This is a genomic window from Zavarzinia marina, from assembly GCF_021568905.1.
Classification (GTDB): Bacteria; Pseudomonadota; Alphaproteobacteria; order Zavarziniales; family Zavarziniaceae; genus Zavarzinia; species Zavarzinia marina.
In genome coordinates, this window is record NZ_JAKGSB010000001.1 from 215,658 (window position 1) to 234,474 (window position 18,817).

The window sequence follows — 18,817 nt, forward strand, 5'->3', positions numbered from 1 at the left end:
TCTCGAGGCGAATTGCATCTATCCTTGGTTATCGATTCTCGCCGCCGGACGCCTTACACGATGAAGTATGCCCATTCGATCCTCCTTGGCGGGCTCATGTTCCTCCTCGCGGCCTGCATGACGCCGACCGGGCGCGATTTCCATCGCGCAGACGGCGGGCAGATCGAACCAGGACGCACGACGGAGGCCGACATTCGCCGCCAGTTCGGCGAGCCGGCGAAGGCGCAGCGCTTCACCACGCCGAAGGGGCAGGAGGGCGGCGGCAATGTCGAGGGATCGCCGTTTGACTCGGCAATGGTCGAGGGATCCTATGTCGTCCTGTCCTATGCGTTTTCCGAGAATGTCAATGCGGCGGCCTGGCGTCAGTCCAGCCAATACTGGCAGCGCTCGGCAACCTTCATGTTCTGGGAAGGTATCTTGATCGACTATCACATCATGAGCAGCTTTCCCGAGGATTCGTCCGATTTCGCGTCTGACCGCCTGCAGGCGATCGAGAAGGGAAAGACGATCGAGGCCCAGGTCGAAAGCCTGTTGGGGCGGCCCGCCGGCGTGGCGATCTATCCCGCCGTTCGAGACCCCGGCACGCGTGTCCTTCGTTATGCATATGGTTTCGTTACGGTCGGGACATTCGTTTCGGACCAGGCGCTTACGGGCAAGCAGGCGGAAGTCCTGATCGGCCCCGATGGACGCGTCGTCGACTATAAATTCTCCACGGTAGCCGCCAGCCCCAACCGCTGACGGACGATCGGTTCATTGCAACAGAAAATCCCGATGTTCAAATCTCTGGCCACCCTCCTTGCGTCCGCGCTGGTTCTGGCTGCCTGCGCCAGCGGCACAGATTTCGCGCGGCCCAGCGCCGCCAATGTGACGGTCGGCGTTTCGACCGAACAGGATGTGATCGCCCGTTTCGGCGCCCCCGGACGCCGGCAAGGCGGTATCGCCCCGAAACCCACGCCCGAGCAGATCGCCAAGGTGACGTCGCCCTTCGACCCGATGCCGGTCGAAGGCTCTTTCGCGCGCCTGGATTACGACTAGATGAAGTCGGACGGCTTTGGAGAGCGGGACTTCAAGAATGTCGTCTTCGTCCTGTGGAACGACCGGGTCGTGTCCTACAATTTCACGAGCGACATGGAGGGGGCTTCGACCCGCTTCGACGCGAGCCGTATCGGCCAGTTGCAGCGGGGCGTCACGACCAAGGCGCAAGTCATCGAACTGCTGGGCACGCCGGCGGGCGAGACCATCTATCCTCTCGTCCGGGATAAGGGCAATCGCCAGATCAACTACAGCTACATCGGCATCGGACGCAGTGCCTTCTACACCGGCACGCGTGACATCGAACTGTCGTTCCTGGAGATCCTGCTGGGCCCCGACGACAAGGTGATCGATTTCCGCTCCCAGTCCGAGACGAAGACGATCACCCCGGAACGGGCCCCCAGCGCGCCGATCATGCCGATCTTCATTCCGACCAACTGACGCCGGGTGCCGTCCGCGTCACGACGGTTGAAGCGGGCGCTGGCCGGCGTCGTCGAAGTCGAGGAGTTCGCCGATCTCGGTCGCGGTGACGATCCAGAAGATCAGGCCGGCCAGCGCCCCGAGCATGGCGGCGGCGACGATCAGGGCCGGCCCTTCGCCGCTGTGGAGCGAGACCGCGAGGCCGTGGGAAAAGGCGATCTGCGTATTCGCCATCAGATCGGCGCGGCCGAGGAACGCCATCGCCAGCAGCCAGGGCAGGGCGGCGACGGTGGCGCCGAAGCTGATCGCCCACCGCAGGCGCCACAGGACGCCGCGCACCAGCGGATAGAGCGGCAGGCCGAAGGCCAGTGCCGGCAGATAGCCGCCGGCCAGTGCCGCGAAGATGAAGTAGAACATGCGGTCGACGGTCGGCGGCTCCGACAGCGCGAGCACCGCCGCCGGCGCCAGGGGGGCCAGCAGGAAATCGACCGCGACATGGCGCAGGGGGCGCCGGGCGCTATGGTTCCGAGGATTACCAACCATAATGGTTATAAGTATACCCATTATGGTTAGAATTTCCAGTCCCTTCGAACCGTCATTCCCGCACGGCCGGGCTTCAGAAACTCCAGCTCAGGCTGAGGGCGCCGAAGGCGGAATTGTTCTTCTGGCCCTCGAATTCCTCGCTGCGCAGGACATAGCTGTAGGTGAGGCGGGTGGCGCCCAGGAAGACGGCGGCGCCGGCCTGGAGATCGCCGACCAGCGGCCGCTTGTCGACCGATGGACCATCGCGGAATGTATTGCCGTCGAGGAAGATGTCGCGCAGCACCACGCGCCCCGATATGCCGCCGAACAGATACCAGCCGAACCCCTCGCGCTTGTCGTAGAAGGCGGTGCCGGCCAGCGCCGGGCGGATGCGCGGCGCGCCGAAATCGGCGCGCAGGTTCTGGCCGAGGCGCAGCATCAGCCCGGCGGCGGCATAGGTTGAGACATTGCCGACCGCGACCGTGACGTTGGGGGTGACGTCGATGCCGATGCCCGTCGTCTCGCCGGTCAGGCTGACGGCGCGCCACTTGCGGTCGAAGGTCAGATTGATCGCCGCTTCGTCCTTCAGCTGATGGTCCCAGCCCCGGGCCGGATTGTCGTTGATGATGTCGTGGACCGTGTTCTGGATCTGCTCGCCGAGCGCCGAGGGCCCGACGACGCCGAACTGGAGTTCGAAGGTGTTCAGCACTTCCTCCGTATAGGCGAGGAAGGAGACGCTGCCGAACAGATAGCCGGCATAGGGCCTGTCGGCGGGATCGGGCACCGCGATCGAGGTGTCTTCCGGCGTGAAGATCATCTGGCCGATGCCGAAACCCCAGCGAAGCTGCGATTCCGGCGCATAGAGAAAGGCGCCGAGCTTGCCGACGTCGGTCACGAAGGAGGGCGGCGACGAGGGCGACAGCCAGGAGATCTGCGCGCCATTGGTATAATAGCGGTCGGTGTCGGCGATGGTGTCGTTCTCGATCTGGAACGTCAGGGTGCCGTTCGGGTCCCGCAGCGGCGCGACGCTTTCCTGCGCCAGGGCCGGCGAGACGCAGAGGGGAAGAAGGAGGGGGGCGAGAACGGCATGGCGCGTCCGTGCCCGGCGGCCCCGCTCTTCGTCGTGCCTCGAATGCATCGCCTTCTCCTTTCCGTCGCCGGTCGATTTTCGTCCACGGGCCCGCCCCCTCGAATGGGCGGAGAATCGGCCCATTCTCCAATGGTTGAGTCTGCCCGTCGATTGACTTTCGCAGTGCGAAGATCCTATTACGACGGTGGAATTGTAAGGGGATGGCGGGTGATGGCCGATTTTCCGAAGCGTAGCCTGGAGGACTGGCAGGCTCTCGTTGAGAAGGAACTCAAGGGCGGGACTGCGGAAGGCCTGACGTGGCAGACGCCGGAAGGCATCGCGGTGAAGCCGCTCTATACGGCGGCCGACGTCGCGGGGCTGGAGACGGCCGACACGCTGCCGGGTTTCGCGCCCTTCACGCGCGGCGTGCGCGCGTCCATGTACGCCAACCGGCCCTGGACCATCCGCCAATATGCCGGGTTCTCGACGGCCGAAGCCTCGAACGCCTTCTACCGCAAGAATCTGGCCGCCGGGCAGATGGGCCTTTCCATCGCCTTCGACCTCGCCACCCACCGGGGCTATGACAGCGACCATCCGCGCGTCACCGGCGACGTGGGCAAGGCCGGCGTCGCCATCGACAGCGTCGAGGACATGAAGATCCTCTTCGACGGCATCCCGCTCGACAAGATGTCGGTCTCCATGACCATGAACGGCGCGGTGCTGCCCTGCCTCGCCAACTACATCATCGCGGCGGAGGAACAAGGCGTCTCCCAGGACAAGCTGTCGGGCACGATCCAGAACGACATCCTGAAGGAGTTCATGGTCCGCAACACCTATATCTATCCGCCCGAGCCCTCGATGCGGATCATCGCGGACATCATCTCCTATACCTCGGCCAACATGCCGAAGTTCAACTCGATCTCGATCTCCGGCTACCACATGCAGGAAGCCGGCGCGAACCAGCTCCAGGAGCTGGCCTATACGCTGGCCGACGGCCTCGAATACGTCCGCGCCGCGCTCTCCAAGGGGCTCGACGTCGACGCCTTCGCCGGCCGCCTGTCGTTCTTCTTCGCCATCGGCATGAACTTCTTCATGGAAGTGGCCAAGCTGCGCGCCGCCCGCTTCCTCTGGGCCGAGCTGATGGCCCAGTTCAATCCGAAGAAACCGTCCAGCCTGATGCTGCGCACCCATTGCCAGACCTCCGGCGTCTCGCTGACCGAGCAGGATCCCTACAACAATGTCGTGCGCACGGCCTATGAGGCGATGGCGGCGATCTTCGGCGGCACCCAGTCGCTGCACACCAATTCGCTGGACGAGGCGATCGCCCTGCCGACCGAATTCTCGGCCCGCATCGCCCGCAACACCCAGCTCATCCTGGCGGAGGAGACCGGCGTCACCCATGTCGTCGATCCCCTGGGCGGCTCCTATTATGTCGAGAGCCTGACCGCCGAACTGGTCCGGGAAGCGCGCAAGCTGATCCAGGAAGTGGAGGACATGGGCGGCATGACCAAGGCGGTCGAGAGCGGCCTGCCCAAGCTCCGCATCGAGGAATCGGCGGCGCGGCGCCAGGCCGCCGTCGACCGGGGCGAGGAAGTCATCGTCGGCGTGAACAAGTACCGCCTGAAGGAAGAAGAGCCGGTCGACATCCTGGACGTCGACAATGTCGCCGTCCGCGAGGCCCAGGTCGCCCGCCTGAAGAAGATCCGCGAGACCCGCGACGAAGCGGCGGTGCAGGCCGCGCTCGAGGCCCTGACCGAAGGCGCCAGGGGCGATGCCAATCTGCTCGACCTCTCGGTCAAGGCGGCGCGGGTGCGCGCCACCGTCGGCGAGATCTCGGACGCGCTCGAGAAGGTCTTCACCCGCCACAAGGCGGTGATCCGCTCCATCTCCGGCGTCTATGGCGCGGCCTATGACGGGGACGAGGGCTTCGAGCGCATCCGCCAGGAAGTCGCCGCCTTCGCCCGCGACGAAGGCCGGCGGCCGCGCATGCTGGTCGCCAAGATGGGTCAGGACGGCCACGATCGCGGCGCCAAGGTGATCGCCACCGCCTTCGCCGACATCGGCTTCGACGTCGACGTCGGCTCCCTGTTCCAGACCCCGGCGGAGGTCGCGCGCGACGCGGTCGAGAACGACGTCCATGTCGTCGGCGTCTCGTCCCAGGCGGCGGGTCACAAGACCCTGGTGCCGGAATTGATCGCCGAACTGAAGAAGGCCGGCGCCGAGGACGTGCTGGTGGTCTGCGGCGGCGTCATCCCGGCGCAGGACTACGACTTCCTCTACAAGGCGGGCGTCGCCGCGATCTACGGCCCCGGCACCAATATCCCGGCCGCCGCCGCCGAGATCATGTCGATCATCGCCAAGCGCCGTCAGGCGGCCTGAGGCGCTTCCGGTCGGAAAGCGAAAGGCGGGGGAGACCCCGCCTTTTCCTTGATGGGACCGCTTCCCGTTACCCGCCCATGTGCTTGATGTCGGGCGGGGGCAGGAGGGCGGCGGCGGCGCCGAGACTGTCGGTCGGGGTCAGGCCGCGGGCGACCAACTGGGCCATGGCGATGCCGTATTCCGTCTTCACCTGCACCTTGACCGGGATGGCGCGGGGCAGGTCGGGGAAGCGGGCGAACCAGATGTCGATCTCGTTCGGATATTTCCTGGCGTCGGTCCGCTCCCACGACGGATCGAAGCCCTTGATGCGGCGATAGCGGATCACGCAATGGACCGCCTCGCCCGAGAAGAACGTATCGCCATGGGCCTCGATCGTCTCGGGGCCCTTGTTCTCGAAGGCGATGTCGTAACGCCGGCGGCCGTCGAAGATCTTGAATTCGCGCTGACAGATGCGATCGTCCGGGCCCGCCTCGGCCGCCAGCATGGCGGCGGTCGCGGGATCCATGGCGCCCATCAGGAATTCCGGCTCGACCGGGCGGCGGCCGTCCTCGGCATTGGGCGGCACGGTGACGATCTCTTCCGGTCCGTCGGCATCGAAATAGACGTCGATGGAGCGGCGCTTGCCGACGCGGCCGTCATAGCGCACCTGATAGAGGTCGGGCCGGGCCGAAGCGTCGTCACTCGCCATTTCGCCGTCGACGCGGCTCTGCATCCGGGCCTTGAACAGGGATTCCCACAGGCCGACGGTGCGGGTCAGGCTGTCCATGCGGTAGCGATCGCCGTCGACCGTGGTCCTGGTGTCGACCTCGACGATGGGAATGCCGCCCAGGAACACCCGATAGGTCAGGTCGACCCGCTCGGCCGACGCAAGCGCCCCGGTGGCGAGCGGCGGGCCGAGGAACGCGGCGGCGGCCGCGAGGGCGAGAAGGCGACGGGCGATCGGCATCATGGGAGACCTCCGCTTCAGGCGATGGGATCGGCGGGCAGAGGGGCGAGGCCCTCGGCCCTGGTGATGTCGCGGGCGACGAGCTGGGCCACCGCCTCGCCGAATCTGGTGTGAAAGCACGCCTTCACCGGCACCGGCCGGGGCAGATCGGGGAAACTGGCGAACCAGGCCTCCAGCGCCTTCGGGTAGTTGCGGTCGCGCGCGCGGTCCCAGGCCGGGCTCGGCTTTCTGATCCGGCGATAGCGGATCACGCAGCGCACGGCCTCGCCGGCATAGAACGGCCGGCGTTCCGCCGCCAGCGTCTCCGGGCCCTGGTGATCCAGCGCGACGTCGAAACGCTTGCGCCCGTCGAACATGCGGATGTTGCCGCGCAGCCGCCGGTCGATCAACTCCGGCTGGGCGGCGAGCAGCGAGACGGTGGCGGGATCGAGCGCACCGGTCAGGAAATCCGGCGCCTCGACCGGCGGCTCCGGCGGTTCGGTGACGATCCGGCTCGGGCCGTCGTCGCCGAAGGCGACGTCGACCGATTGCAGCCGCGTGGCACGGGTGTGATAGCGCGCCTCGAACCGATGGGCTCGGGCGCCGGCGACGGTGCCTCGCGGCCCCAGCGCGCCGTCGACCCGGCTCCACAGTCGGAGCTTCAGCAGCAGGTCGAAGGCACCGGTCGTGCGTGCCACGGCCTCCACGGCATAGCGTCCGCCGTCGAAGGTGGTTCGCGTGTCGACTTCGGCGAAGCCGATGCCGCCGACCATGATGCGATAGGTCAGGTCGACCCGTTCGGCCGAGCCGGTCGGGGAAAGGGGTCTGTCCTCGGTCTTGGCGACATCCATCGAAGCGTCCACTGCAAATCCATACGAAAACGGCCGACGGGGCTTTGCGGGCGATGCCCGTACTGATAAATCCAGCCCATGATGACAGGTTCCATCCCCGCCGGCGCGCCGGAAAGCATGTCACCCCAGACCGAAGCCCTCGCCGCCGGCATTCTGGCCGGCCAGCGCCGCGCGCTGGCGCGTGCCATCACCCTGGTCGAATCGACGCGGCGCGATCACCGGGGCCAGGCTTCGCGCCTGATCGAACACCTGTTGCCGGCGACGGGCAAGGCGATCCGCATCGGCTTCTCCGGCCCGCCGGGTGTCGGCAAATCCACCTTCATCGAAGCCTTCGGCATGCACCTGATCCGCCACGGCCTGAAGGTCGCGGTTCTCGCCGTCGATCCCTCGTCCAGCCTGTCCGGCGGCTCGATCCTCGGCGACAAGACGCGCATGGAAACCCTGGCCAGGGAGGCGAACGCCTATATCAGGCCCAGCCCCTCCGGCGGGACCCTGGGCGGCGTCGCGCGGCGCACCCGCGAAGCCATGCTGCTGACCGAGGCGGCGGGCTTCGACGTCGTCTTCATCGAGACCGTCGGCGTCGGCCAGTCCGAGACGGCGGTCGCCGACATGGTCGATCTCTTCGTCCTGCTGGCCAGCCCGGCGGGCGGCGACGATCTCCAGGGCATCAAGCGCGGCATCATGGAGCTGGCCGACCTGCTGATCGTCACCAAGGCGGACGGCGACCTCGCGGCGGCCGCCGGCCGCGCGGCGGGCGAATTGCGCATGGCGCTGCACCTGATGCGGCCCAAGGTGCCGTGCTGGCGCGCCGAAGTGCTGACCGTGTCCGCCGTCGCGGCCAGGGGCCTCGATACCGTGTGGGAGGCGATCGGCCGCTTCCGCACCGCCATGGAGACGACGGGGGAACTGGCCAAGCTCCGCGCCGAACAGGCCCGTGCCGCCCTCTGGCGCGAGATCGAGGAAGGCTTGATCGCCGCCCTGAAGGAGCATCCCGCCGTCGCCGACCAGGCGCCGGCTCTCGAACGCGCCGTCCTCGCCGGGGAAACGACACCGACCCTGGCGGCCGAACGGCTGCTGACGGCATTTCTCGGCCGGACCGTCCGGCCGGAGTGAACGCCGGCCCGAAATGGCGCCTCCCTTATGCAATTTTATGGTTAATTTTCGCCGTTAATGCCCTGATCTGGGATTGAATGGCCTCGATACACGCCAGAATGGTGATTTTCCGGCCTCCGTTTCTTTGAACTTCGTCCAAATTTATGGCTGTCGGCGGTTTCGATCGCCGTCGGGCCGCGACAGGGACGTCGGCGCGACAGGGGCGCCGGCCACAGGGGCGTGGCAGAGCAAGGGGGACAAGGGGGAGTGGGTATGAACAGGTTCTTCGCGTCGGCCGCGGCGCTCGCCATTTCGGCCGCCGTCGCCCTTCCCGGCCTCGCGGCCGAGAAGACGACGACATTCAACGTTTCCATCGAAATCGGCAACGACTGCACGATTTCGGCCAACGACCTCGTCTTCGGCTCGGGCGCCGTGGGCGTCCTCGACACCAGTATCGATTCGACGACGACGATGGACGTGCTGTGCACCGCCGGGCTCGACTACGCGGTCGGCATTTCCGACGGCGCGAGCCCGCAGTCCTCGCCCACGCGGCGCCAGATGACCGGCGGCCCGTCGAGCGAGACCATCAGCTACGAACTCTATACCAATGCCTCGCGCTCGAACGTCTGGGGTGCCATCGCGACCAGTGCGGGCGGGTCCTCGACGGCGGTGTCGGGCACCAGCCTGGTGACGGGCATCGGCAGCGGCGACACGCAGACCCTGACGGTCTACGGCCGCGTGCCGACGCAGACGACGCCACAGGCCGGCACCTACAACGACAATGTGACCGTCACGATCTCGTTCTGATCGGGTAGACGAGGGTCCGATGGCGAACCGAGCCTGCTTCGGCAGGCTCGCCGGCCTGTTCCTGTCGGCCGCGATTGCCGTGGGCGTCGCGGGGCAGGCGCGCGCGGCGAGCCTGAACGTCTCTCCGGTGACTTTCGACGTGGTGGCACCGCAGGCCACGACATCCCTGGTCCTGCGCAATTCCGGTACCGTACCGATCTATGCCCAGGTCCGGGTCTTCGGCTGGCGGCTGGTCGACGGCCGGGAGGTTCTCGAGCAGACCTCCCGCGTCGCCGCCAGCCCGCCGATCCAGCAGGTGCCGCCGGGCGGGGAGCAGATCGTTCGCATCGTGCGCATCGGCGATGCGCCGCTGGAGGGGCAGGAAGCCTATCGCCTGCTGATCGACGAATTGCCGTCGGATCCGACGCGGATCGGCCCGTCGCGCGTGGCGTTGAACCTGCGCTATTCCCTGCCGGTCTTCTTCACGCCGGATACGGCGCGGCGCGCCGATCTTGCCTGGTCGATCGAGCGGTCGGGCGCCGGCCACGTGCTGCGGATCCGCAATGGCGGTGGCGACCGCGCCCGGCTGAGCGCGGCTTCGGTCGCGGCGGGCGGGCAGGAACGCGCCCTGGCCGAGGGGCTTCTCGGCTATGTCCTCGCCGACAGCTTCCTGGACTGGCCGCTGCCGCCCGACCTCGCGGCGGCGGGCGCCGGGAACACGGTGACCGTCAGGGCCCGGGTCGACGGCCGCGAGACGGAACATGTCCTGGCGGTCCCCTGAACGCCGCGCCCATGTCGTTCCCGTCGTTACGGCCGTCATGTGGCTGCAGGTCGCCGCGATGCCGGCTCATGCCGCCGAGACGGTCATCGTGCCGATCGTCGATCGTTCGTCGGCCGAGGTTGTCGGAACCAAGTCCGGCGGGGTGACCCGCGGCCATATTCCGGGCGTCGGCTACGGTGTCGTCGCCGATCTGCCGCCACCCGCATCGAAGGGCGCCGCGGCTTCGGGCGCGACCGGCGAATTCGGCGATGCCGTGCCGGCCCCCGACGCGACGCCGTCCGTCGTCGCCCGCATCGATCACGGGGCGAGCGCCGCCGAACTGGTGCAGGCCGATCACGAACTCGTGCTCGAAGTCTTCGTGAACGGTGCCTCGACCGGCATGGTGGCGCGCTTCACCGAAAGGCTGGGCCGCTTCTTCGCCAGCGTCGGCGAATTGAACGAGGTCGGTATCGTCGCGGATGCGGCGGATGCCGATCCCGAAACCCGACTCGTCGCGCTCGATGGCCTCTCCGGGCTTCGCTATCGCCATGATTCCGCGCGCCAGCGCATCGAATTGACAGCGGCGCCGGAACGCCTGCTGGCCACCCGCATTGGCGCCCGTCCGCTCCGCCCGATCACGCCCGAGGCGGATCCCGGGACCGTGACCAATTACGACTTCTTCGGCCGCGTCAGCGATGGCGGCACGGTCGGCTCCCTGTTCCTCGAAAACCGCGTGTTCGGCTTTCTGCCGGGCCTGATCGCCAATACAGGCATCATCGGCTTCGGCGACGACGCGATGATCGGCGTCTCCCGCGACGAGACCGTCCTGCGTCTCGATTCCAGCTGGTCCTTCGCCGACGCGGCGGAAATGGTCTCCTATCGCCTGGGCGATGCCATTTCGGGCGCTCTGGCCTGGGTTCGGCCGGTCCGCTTCGGCGGCATCCAGATCCAGCGCAATTTTTCCCTGCAGCCCGATCTCGTGACCTATTCCCTGCCGCGCCTGGACGGCGTGGCCCCGGTGCCGTCGACGGTCGAACTCTATGTCAACAACGTACGCCAGCTCAGCGAGGATGTGCCCGGCGGGCCCTTCGTCATCGACCAGCCGCCGCTGCTGACCGGCAGCGGCGACGCGGTGATCGTGATCCGCGACGCGCTGGGGCGCGAGAGCCGCCAGGTGCTGCCGCTCTATCTCGACGCGACCTTGCTGGACGAGGGGCGCAGCGACTTCTCCCTGGAGGCCGGCTACATCCGGCGCGACTACGGCTTCGAGTCCTTCTCCTACGCGAATGATCTCGCCGGCAGCGCCAGCCTGCGCTACGGCCTGACCGGATGGCTGACCCTGGAAGGCCATGCCGAAGGATCCGGCGACGTGGCGATGGCGGGGGCGGGCGGCGTTCTGCGCCTCGGCCAGGCGGGCGTTCTCCGGCTGGCGGGCGCCGCCAGTTCGGGCGAGAAGGGCGTCGGAACCCAATTCTCCGCCGGCTACAACTGGTCGGGGCGGCGTTTCTCGTTCAATACGGCCGCGACCCTGACGGAGCGGGATTTCGGCGATCTCTCGATGATCGAGGGGTTCGAGCCGCCCCGGCTGCAACTCACCGCCGGTCTTTCCGTGCCCGTCGGCGCATCGGGCGCCATCGGCCTCGGCTATGTCCAATATGATTCCTTCAGCGAAGGCGGCGACGTCAATCTCGCCTCCATGTCCTATTCGGTTCCGCTCGGCAGGCGCAGCTCCTTCTACGCCTCTGCCTTCCGGGATTTCGCGGAGGACGACCGCTATGGCGGTTTCGTCGGGCTTTCCTACAGTTTCGGCAACCGGATCAGCGCGTCCACCAACATGCGCTATGACGACGGCCGGCTCGGCCTCGGTGCCAGCGTGACGCGCTCGATTCCCTATGAAGGCGGCTTCGGTTTCAACGCGCGGGCCTTCGAATACGCGGGGGACACGCAGTTCTTCGGGTCCGGCGGCTACAGGGGGGCCGTCGGCGAGACCTGGGCGGGCATCGAGGTTCTGAACGGCGATGTCGCGGGGACTCTCAGCGCGCGGGGCGCCGTCGCGGTGATGGACGAGGCCGTGATCGCCGGGCGCAGCGTCGACGATGGTTTCGCCGTTGTCTCCACCAACGGCGTGCCGGACGTGCCGGTTCTGGTCGAGAACCGCGACATCGGCCGCACCAATGGCGACGGCTATTTCCTCGTGCCGGATCTTCGCGCCTATCAGCGCAATCACCTGTCGATCGAAACCGGGGGCATGCCGGCCGATGTCGCGGTCGGCCGGGTCAAGGCCACGATCGCGCCCGAGGCGCGCGCCGGGGTGCTGGTGCCGTTCCCGGTCACCAGGGTCGCCGGGGCGACCTTCATCCTGCACGATGGCGACGGCAGGCCCCTGGCGCCGGGCACCATGGTGCGCCTCGCGTCCGGTGCCGCGCAATCCGTGGTCGGCTACGACGGCCAAGCCTATCTGACCGAACTCCTACCCCGGAATACCATCATCGCCGACCTGCCCGACGGGTCGTGCGCGGCCGAAGCCCCCTATCTGCCGGCGCCGGGCACTCTCCCGACGATCGGTCCCCTGGTGTGCCGATGAAGACAGCCCTCGGAATCCGTCGCATGGCCGGACCGCTGTTCGCGGCCCTGGTCGCCGCCGCGCCGGCCGCCGCCCAGCAGGTGAGCTGCAGCGGTTCCGCCTCGCCGCTCGCCTTCGGCGACGTCGACGTGCTCTCCTCGGCTCCCGTCGACGTCACTTCGACGGTCACGGTGAATTGCACCGTCGGCCTCCTCGGGATTCTGTCCTACAACCATGTCTGCGTCGACATCGGTGCCGGCAGTGTCGGCAATACGGTCTTCGACCGTCGGATGGCGAGCGGCGCGAACCGTCTGAGCTTCCAGATCTATACCGATGCCGCCCGTTCGAATGTGTTCGGCGGTCCCGCCGGCGGCAGTTCCGTGGCCGTGTCGCAGACCAATCCGATCCTTCTGCCCGGCACGCGGACGTCGACGGTGACGGTCTATGGCCGGGTGTTCGGCGGGCAGTCGGCGGCGGTGATCGGCGACTATGCGACCAATCTGGACATCACGCTGCGCTATCTGCGGAACTACAGCGCCGGTCATCCGGGCTGCGGCGCGGGCGATTTCTCGTCGGCGTCCTTCACGGGGCCGGTGACGGCGACCGTGGCGCGGAACTGCTATGTTTCGGCGAATGATCTTCTCTTCGCCACCACCGGCAGCCTGACCGGCAGTATCGACGCCGCCTCCAGCCTTTCCGTCCAATGCTCGTCGCAGACACCCTATACGCTGCGCGCCAATGCGGGGCAGGGGCTCGGGGCGACGGTGGCGCTGCGCCGCATGACGCAGTCGAGCGGCGAGACAATCGACTACCGGCTCTACACCGACGCCGGGCGTACCATTCTCTGGGGCGACGGGACGGCCGGCACCTCGACCCTCGGCGGCACCGGCACGGGCGGATCCCAGACCCTGTCCTTCTTTGGCCGCGTGCCGGCCCAGGCGACGCCGTCTTCGGGGCTCTACAACGATCAGGTCACGGTCACGATCGTCTATTGATCCGCCAGTGCCGGATAATCCGTATAGCCCTCGGCCCCGCCACCATAGAGGCTTTCGCGCTTCAGGTCGTTCAGGGGGGCGTCGCGGCGCAGGCGCTCCACCAGGTCGGGATTGGCGATGAAGGGACGGCCGAAGGCGATCAGGTCGGCGTCGTCGGCGGCCAGCGCCGCTTCCGCCATGGCCTTGTCGTAGCCGTTGTTGGCGATATAGGCGCCCCGGAAGCGTTTGCGCAGCGCCTTGAAGTCGAAGGGCTGGTCCAGGGTCCGGGCGCCGCCGGTCGCCCCCTCGATGACATGGATGAACAGCACGCCCCTGGCGTCGAGCCCGTCGACCACGGCCGAGAAGAGGGCGGTGGGATCGCTGTCGGCGATGTCGTTGGCGGGGGAGATGGGGGCGATGCGCACCCCCGTCCGCTCGGGCCCGATCGCGGCGGTGACGGCATCGACCACCTCGAACAGGAAGCGGGTGCGGTTGGCGATCGGCCCGCCATAGGCGTCCGTCCGCCTGTTGGTACCGTCGCGCAGGAACTGGTCGATCAGATAGCCGTTGGCGGCATGGATCTCGACGCCGTCGAAGCCGGCGTCCATGGCGTTTCGTGCCGCCGTTGCATAGGCGGCGACGACGCCCGGAATTTCCGCCGTCTCCAGGGCGCGGGGCTCGGAGGTGGGCACGAATTCGCCCTTCACGAAGGTCTTGGCATTGGCCCTGACGGCCGAAGGTGCCACCGGGGCGGCGCCCCCCGGCTGGAAGGCGATGTTGGAGATGCGCCCGACATGCCAGAGCTGGATGAAGATGCGCCCGCCGGCGGCATGCACGGCATCGGTGACGCGGCGCCAGCCGGCGACCTGTTCCGGGCTGTGGATGCCGGGCGTCGCCTCATAGCCCTGGCCTTCGGGGCAGACCTGGCTCGCTTCCGAGATGATCAGGCCGGCGCCGGCGCGCTGGGCGTAATAGTCCGCCATCAGGGGCGTCGGCACATTGCCGGGGCCGGCGCGGTCGCGCGTCAGCGGCGCCATGACGATTCGGTTGGCAAGGTCGATCGCCGCGAGGCGATAGGGCGAGAAGAGGGCGAAGGTCCGGGTCATGGTCTCAACTCTTCACGGGGTGTGCGGGAATGCCTTAAGGTTGGGGAAGCGCGGCCGGTGCCACAAGGCGCCGCAATGGCCGGGCCATGCGCGGGATTTGCAGGTCTCGGGCCTTGACGAACGGGCCTCGCGGGTCTAGAAGACGCGACTTCCACAGGGGGCCGAGGCTTCCTGTGACGTGGATTTTTTGCGCGAGGCGATGGGAGACACACATGGCGCGGCGCTGCGAACTGACCGGCAAGGGCGTTCTCGTTGGCAACAACGTCAGCCATGCCAACAACAAGACCCGGACCCGTTTCCTGCCGAATCTGGTCAATGTTTCGCTGATCAGCGAAGCCCTGAACCAGTCGATCCGTTTCCGCATCACCGCGCATGCCCTGCGTTCGGTGGAGCACAACGGCGGCCTGGACGGCTTCCTGCTGAAGGCCCGCGACAACGAACTGTCGCTGAAGGCGCGCCGCCTGAAGAAGCTGGTCGCACAGCGCGTCCAGGCTGCGGCCGCGGCCGCCGAAGCGGCCTGATTCAGGCCGGCACACAACCATGACGGTGATCGCACGCGCGGATCGCGGGTTCTTCGGCTTCGCCATCGTGGCGATGGTCGCCGTCGTCGTGGCCTCGAACATCCTGGTTCAATATCCGTTCGAGCCCTTCGGCCTCGCGGATTGGCTGACCTGGGGTGCCTTCACCTATCCGCTGGCCTTCTTCGTCACCGATCTGACCAACCGCCAGATCGGCGCCGGGGCCGCGCGCCGCGTGGTCTATGCCGGCTTCCTGGTCGCGGTGCTGCTCTCGGCCCTGCTGTCCGAGCCGCGCATCGCCGCCGCCTCGGGCCTCGCCTTCCTGGTCGGCCAGCTGCTCGACGTCACGATCTTCAACAGCCTGCGCCGTCAGGTCTGGTGGCGGGCGCCGCTGGTCTCCTCCGCGCTCGCCTCGATCGTCGACACGGTGATCTTCTTCACCGCCGCCTTCGCCTTCTCGGGCCTGCCCTGGATCGGCTGGGCCGCCGGCGATCTGGCCGTGAAGTTCATCTTCACCGTCGGCCTGCTCGCCCCCTTCCGCCTCTTCATCGCCTTCACCCGCCGCCCGCAGGCGGCGTAAGGTCAAAAGGCGTCGTCCCGGCGAACACCGGGATCTTCCCCAGGCAAATGCACCTTTCTCGTCGCGAGATCCCGGCCGGCGCCGGGATGACGTGATTGGGGGCGCCGGGTACGCGTGTCGCGTTCAAATCCGCCGAAAAGCGATTACATTGATGATCGGGTTCTGTTTTCGGAAGGCGGCGGCGTCATGGCGAAATACGACACGAGTTTCCTCGAACGTCTGATCGACCAGGCTCTCGGCCGGGTCGAGGCGGACGTGGTCATCCGCAACACCCGCTTCCTGAACGTCTTCACCGCCGAAATCGCCGAGGGCGACATCGCCATCTGCGGCGACCGCATCGTCGGCACCTATGAAGGCTATCGCGGCAAGGTGGAGATCGACGGCAAGGGCCTGACCTGTGTCCCGGGCTTCATCGATACCCATGTCCATGTCGAGTCCTGCCTGATTTCGCCCGGCGAATTCGACCGCTGCGTCCTGCCGCGCGGCACCACGACGGCGATCTGCGACCCCCACGAGATCTGCAACGTCATGGGCACCCGCGGGCTCGACTATTTCCTCGAGGCGGCGGCGGGCACCGTGCTCGACCTCAAGGTCCAGCTTTCGTCCTGCGTGCCGGCGACCCATCTGGAGACGGCGGGGGCGGAACTGACCGCCGACGATCTGGTCCGATACAAGGGCCACAAGCATTCGATCGGCCTTGCCGAATTCATGAATGTGCCCGGCGTCCTCTATAAGGATCCGGACGTGCTGGCCAAGCTCGCGGCTTTCGAGGGCTGTCATATCGACGGTCATTCGCCCATGCTGTCGGGCCGCGACCTCAACGCCTATCTCTCCTGCGGCATCCGCAATTGCCACGAGACGACGTCCCTGCCGGAAGCGCGGGAAAAACTGCGGAAGGGCATGCAGGTGCTGATCCGCGAAGGCACGGTGTGCAAGGACGTGGAGACCCTGGCGCCCCTGATCACGGCGGATACCTCGTCCTTCGTCGCCTTCTGCACCGACGACCGCAACCCCCTCGACATTCACGAGGAAGGCCATATCGACTTCCTGATCCGCACCGCCATCCGGCGCGGCGTGCCGGTGGCTCACGCCTATCGTGCCGCCTCCTGGTCCGCCGCGCAGGGCTTCGGCTTACGCGATCGGGGCGTGATCGCGCCGGGCCGCCGGGCCGATATCGTGCTCCTGAACGATCTGGCGAGTTGCGACGTGAATGGTGTCATTTCCGCCGGGCGCGTCGTGACGCCGGATCTGTTCGCGTCGCGGGTGCTGCCGTCGCCGATCGGTCTCGATTCGATGAAGCTAGATCCCGTGACGGCGGAGGATTTCGTGGTCCGGGCCTCGTCTCCCAGCGGTCCCGTGATCGGGGTCGAGGCGGGATCGGTCGTCACCAATCATCTGACCATGACGCTGCCGTACCGCGACGGCATCCGCCTGCCGGACCCCGCGAACGACGTGCTGAAGGTCTGCGTCGTCGCCCGTCACGGCAAGAACCGCAACATCGGGCGGGGCTTCGTGAAGGGGTTCGGCCTGACGCGCGGCGCGCTCGCCTCTTCGGTCGGGCACGACAGCCACAATGTTTGCGTGGTGGGTCAGGACGACGCCGACATGGCGGTGGCTGTCAATCGTCTGCGCGAGATTGGCGGCGGCTTCGTCGCCGTGGTGAACGGTCGGGTGGCGGGCGAACTGGCCCTGCCCATGGCCGGGCTGATTTCGGTGAAGCCGTTCGAAGGCGTGCGCACCGATCTGCTGGCGCTCCGTCAGGTCATCCGCGATCTCGGCTGCCCGCTGCCGGAACCCTTCCTGCAACTGGCCTTCCTGCCGCTGCCGGTGATCCCGCACCTGAAGATCACCGACAAGGGCGTGGTCGACGTCGACCGTTTCGAGCTCATCGCCGCCTGACGGCGCGCGCCCCCGCGACATAGGTGGCGGCTACGGAACGGTCGTCGCCCATGATCATCTGGACGAAGAGCTCCTGTTCGAGATCGCCGTCGACGGCCGTCATGCGATGGGCCATGGCGGGGGTGGCGCCGGCGTCCAGCACGACGACATCCGCATCCGAGCCGACGTCGAGCGTGCCGATGCGGTCGCCCAGACCCAGCACTTCCGCATTGCCCCGGGTCATCATGTGGAAGGCGTCGAGCGGGCGGAGCGTCTGGCGGCGCAGCTGCAGGACCTTGTAGGCTTCGCCCGCCGTCGCCAGCATGGAATAGGACGTGCCGCCGCCGACGTCGGTGGCGAGCCCGATCCGGACACCGCCGGCCGCCAGCCGGTCGCGGTCGAACAGGCCGGAGCCGAGGAAGGTGTTGGAGGTCGGGCAGAAGATGGCGGCCGAACCGCTGTCGGCCAGCATGGCCACTTCGCTGTCGTCCAGATGGATCGAATGGCCGAAGAGGGAGCGGGGCCCCATCAGGCCGAAGCGGCGGTAGACGTCGGCGTAATTGGCGGCCCAGGGATAGATTTCGCGGACGAATGCGATCTCGCGGTCGTTCTCCGACAGATGGGTCTGGAGATAGACGTCGGGGTGTTCGCGCAGCAGCGTCGCGCAGGCTTCGAGCTGCTCGTCGGTCGAGGTGATGGCGAAGCGCGGCGTTACCACATAATGCTGGCGGCCCCGGCCGTGCCAGCGCCCGATCAGCCCCTTCACCTCCTCGTAGGAGGATTGCGCGGTGTCGCGCAGGAAATCCGGGGCGTTGCGGTCCATCATCGACTTGCCGGCGATCATGCGGGTGTCGCGCGCCGCGCTTTCGGCGAAGAATTCGTCGGTCGCGCCGGCATGGACGGTGCCGTAGACGACGGCGGTCGTGGTGCCGTTCGCCAGCAGTTCGTCCAGGAAGAATGCGGCCATGGCTCGCGCGATCGCCGGATCGGCGAGACGCGATTCCTCCGGAAACGTATAGCGTTCCAGCCAATCCATGAGTTGGGTGCCGAAGGCGGCGATGACCCGGCTCTGCGGGAAATGGATATGGAGATCGATGAAGCCGGGCAAGATCAGCCGGCCCGAATGATCGTCGATCGGCATGTCGCCGAGGGTGGGCAGAATACCGGATGCTGGCCCACGGGCGGTGATCCGGCCGCCGTCCATGACCAGGATGCCGTCCTCGATATAACGCAAGGCGCTCGCGCCGGCTTTTGCCGGATCGTCGGTGAAATCGAGCAGGCGGCCGCGAAGGGCGCGGGGAGAGGACATCGAAAATCCTTTCGGCCGTGCGTCCCCCTCACCCCAACCCCTCTCCCCGAGTG

At 67.3% G+C, this 18,817-nt stretch carries 18 protein-coding genes; 12 read left to right on the forward strand and 6 right to left on the reverse strand.

The annotated features are described in order from the left end of the window. The first annotated feature begins 60 nt into the window (after window positions 1-60). From L2U69_RS00990 to L2U69_RS01000, 3 genes are read left to right on the forward strand one after another with little or no spacing between them, the layout of a single operon-like run. Window positions 61-738: a hypothetical protein gene (locus L2U69_RS00990; RefSeq protein ID WP_236104482.1), complete on the forward strand. Its 678-nt coding sequence runs from the start codon at window positions 61-63 to the stop codon at window positions 736-738. A gap of 33 nt (window positions 739-771) precedes the next feature. Then, window positions 772-1,035 (forward strand): hypothetical protein, encoded by a 264-nt coding sequence (locus tag L2U69_RS00995; RefSeq protein WP_236104483.1) that lies wholly within the window; start codon window positions 772-774, stop codon window positions 1,033-1,035. Continuing rightward, window positions 1,036-1,473, forward strand: coding sequence for a hypothetical protein (locus L2U69_RS01000; protein ID WP_236104484.1), 438 nt, complete (start codon window positions 1,036-1,038; stop codon window positions 1,471-1,473). Window positions 1,474-1,491: 18 nt separating this feature from the next. Here L2U69_RS01000 and L2U69_RS01005 read toward each other — a convergent pair whose 3' ends face one another. Together L2U69_RS01005 and L2U69_RS01010 are read right to left on the reverse strand one after the other, a co-directional pair. Further along, window positions 1,492-1,995 carry a hypothetical protein gene (locus L2U69_RS01005; RefSeq protein ID WP_236104485.1) on the reverse strand — a complete coding sequence of 168 codons (504 nt, stop codon included), beginning with the start codon at window positions 1,993-1,995 and terminating at the stop codon, window positions 1,492-1,494. Between the two features lie 73 nt (window positions 1,996-2,068). Then, window positions 2,069-3,112 carry a lipid A deacylase LpxR family protein gene (locus L2U69_RS01010; protein ID WP_236104486.1) on the reverse strand — a complete coding sequence of 348 codons (1,044 nt, stop codon included), beginning with the start codon at window positions 3,110-3,112 and terminating at the stop codon, window positions 2,069-2,071. A 162-nt stretch (window positions 3,113-3,274) separates the two neighbouring features. On the opposite strand from L2U69_RS01010, the gene scpA reads away from it, so the two are divergent. Further along, entirely contained in the window at window positions 3,275-5,422 is a 2,148-nt protein-coding gene (gene scpA, locus L2U69_RS01015; RefSeq protein ID WP_236104487.1) for a methylmalonyl-CoA mutase, read from the forward strand. A gap of 67 nt (window positions 5,423-5,489) precedes the next feature. Here scpA and L2U69_RS01020 read toward each other — a convergent pair whose 3' ends face one another. Together L2U69_RS01020 and L2U69_RS01025 are read right to left on the reverse strand one after the other, a co-directional pair. Further along, window positions 5,490-6,371 carry a DUF3108 domain-containing protein gene (locus tag L2U69_RS01020; protein ID WP_236104488.1) on the reverse strand — a complete coding sequence of 294 codons (882 nt, stop codon included), beginning with the start codon at window positions 6,369-6,371 and terminating at the stop codon, window positions 5,490-5,492. Between the two features lie 14 nt (window positions 6,372-6,385). Next, the gene (locus tag L2U69_RS01025; protein WP_236104489.1) at window positions 6,386-7,198 is read right to left on the reverse strand and encodes a DUF3108 domain-containing protein; all 813 of its coding nucleotides are present in this window, start codon (window positions 7,196-7,198) and stop codon (window positions 6,386-6,388) included. 78 nt (window positions 7,199-7,276) lie between these two features. Here L2U69_RS01025 and meaB point away from each other — a divergent pair, with 78 nt between their 5' ends. The 5 genes from meaB to L2U69_RS01050 all read left to right on the forward strand — a co-directional run bounded on the left by meaB (window position 7,277) and on the right by L2U69_RS01050 (window position 13,394). After that, window positions 7,277-8,311 (forward strand): methylmalonyl Co-A mutase-associated GTPase MeaB, encoded by a 1,035-nt coding sequence (meaB, locus tag L2U69_RS01030; RefSeq protein WP_408065792.1) that lies wholly within the window; start codon window positions 7,277-7,279, stop codon window positions 8,309-8,311. 252 nt (window positions 8,312-8,563) lie between these two features. Next, window positions 8,564-9,097 carry a Csu type fimbrial protein gene (locus L2U69_RS01035; RefSeq protein ID WP_236104490.1) on the forward strand — a complete coding sequence of 178 codons (534 nt, stop codon included), beginning with the start codon at window positions 8,564-8,566 and terminating at the stop codon, window positions 9,095-9,097. A gap of 19 nt (window positions 9,098-9,116) precedes the next feature. Further along, window positions 9,117-9,857 carry a fimbrial biogenesis chaperone gene (locus L2U69_RS01040; RefSeq protein WP_236104491.1) on the forward strand — a complete coding sequence of 247 codons (741 nt, stop codon included), beginning with the start codon at window positions 9,117-9,119 and terminating at the stop codon, window positions 9,855-9,857. Next, a complete protein-coding gene (locus L2U69_RS01045; RefSeq protein WP_236104492.1) occupies window positions 9,838-12,420 on the forward strand; it encodes a fimbria/pilus outer membrane usher protein in 2,583 nt (860 codons plus the stop codon). Before L2U69_RS01040 ends, L2U69_RS01045 begins: the two co-directional genes overlap by 20 nt. Before the next feature lie 23 nt (window positions 12,421-12,443). Then, window positions 12,444-13,394 (forward strand): Csu type fimbrial protein, encoded by a 951-nt coding sequence (locus L2U69_RS01050; RefSeq protein ID WP_236104493.1) that lies wholly within the window; start codon window positions 12,444-12,446, stop codon window positions 13,392-13,394. Here L2U69_RS01050 and L2U69_RS01055 read toward each other — a convergent pair. Further along, the gene (locus tag L2U69_RS01055; RefSeq protein ID WP_236104494.1) at window positions 13,388-14,479 is read right to left on the reverse strand and encodes an alkene reductase; all 1,092 of its coding nucleotides are present in this window, start codon (window positions 14,477-14,479) and stop codon (window positions 13,388-13,390) included. The genes L2U69_RS01050 and L2U69_RS01055 overlap by 7 nt on opposite strands. Window positions 14,480-14,691: 212 nt before the next feature. On the opposite strand from L2U69_RS01055, the gene rpmB reads away from it, so the two are divergent. The 3 genes from rpmB (at window position 14,692) to ade (ending at window position 17,476) form a co-directional block, all read left to right on the forward strand. Then, window positions 14,692-15,000, forward strand: a complete 309-nt coding sequence (rpmB, locus tag L2U69_RS01060; protein ID WP_236104495.1) for a 50S ribosomal protein L28 — start codon at window positions 14,692-14,694, stop codon at window positions 14,998-15,000. Window positions 15,001-15,019: 19 nt separating this feature from the next. Then, window positions 15,020-15,577, forward strand: a complete 558-nt coding sequence (locus tag L2U69_RS01065; RefSeq protein WP_236104496.1) for a queuosine precursor transporter — start codon at window positions 15,020-15,022, stop codon at window positions 15,575-15,577. A 186-nt stretch (window positions 15,578-15,763) separates the two neighbouring features. Next, on the forward strand, window positions 15,764-17,476 hold the full coding sequence (gene ade, locus L2U69_RS01070) for an adenine deaminase (protein WP_236104497.1): 1,713 nt from the start codon (window positions 15,764-15,766) through the stop codon (window positions 17,474-17,476). Here ade and guaD read toward each other — a convergent pair. Beyond that, entirely contained in the window at window positions 17,463-18,764 is a 1,302-nt protein-coding gene (gene guaD, locus L2U69_RS01075) for a guanine deaminase (RefSeq protein WP_236104498.1), read from the reverse strand. The genes ade and guaD overlap by 14 nt on opposite strands. Between the last annotated feature and the right edge of the window lie 53 nt (window positions 18,765-18,817).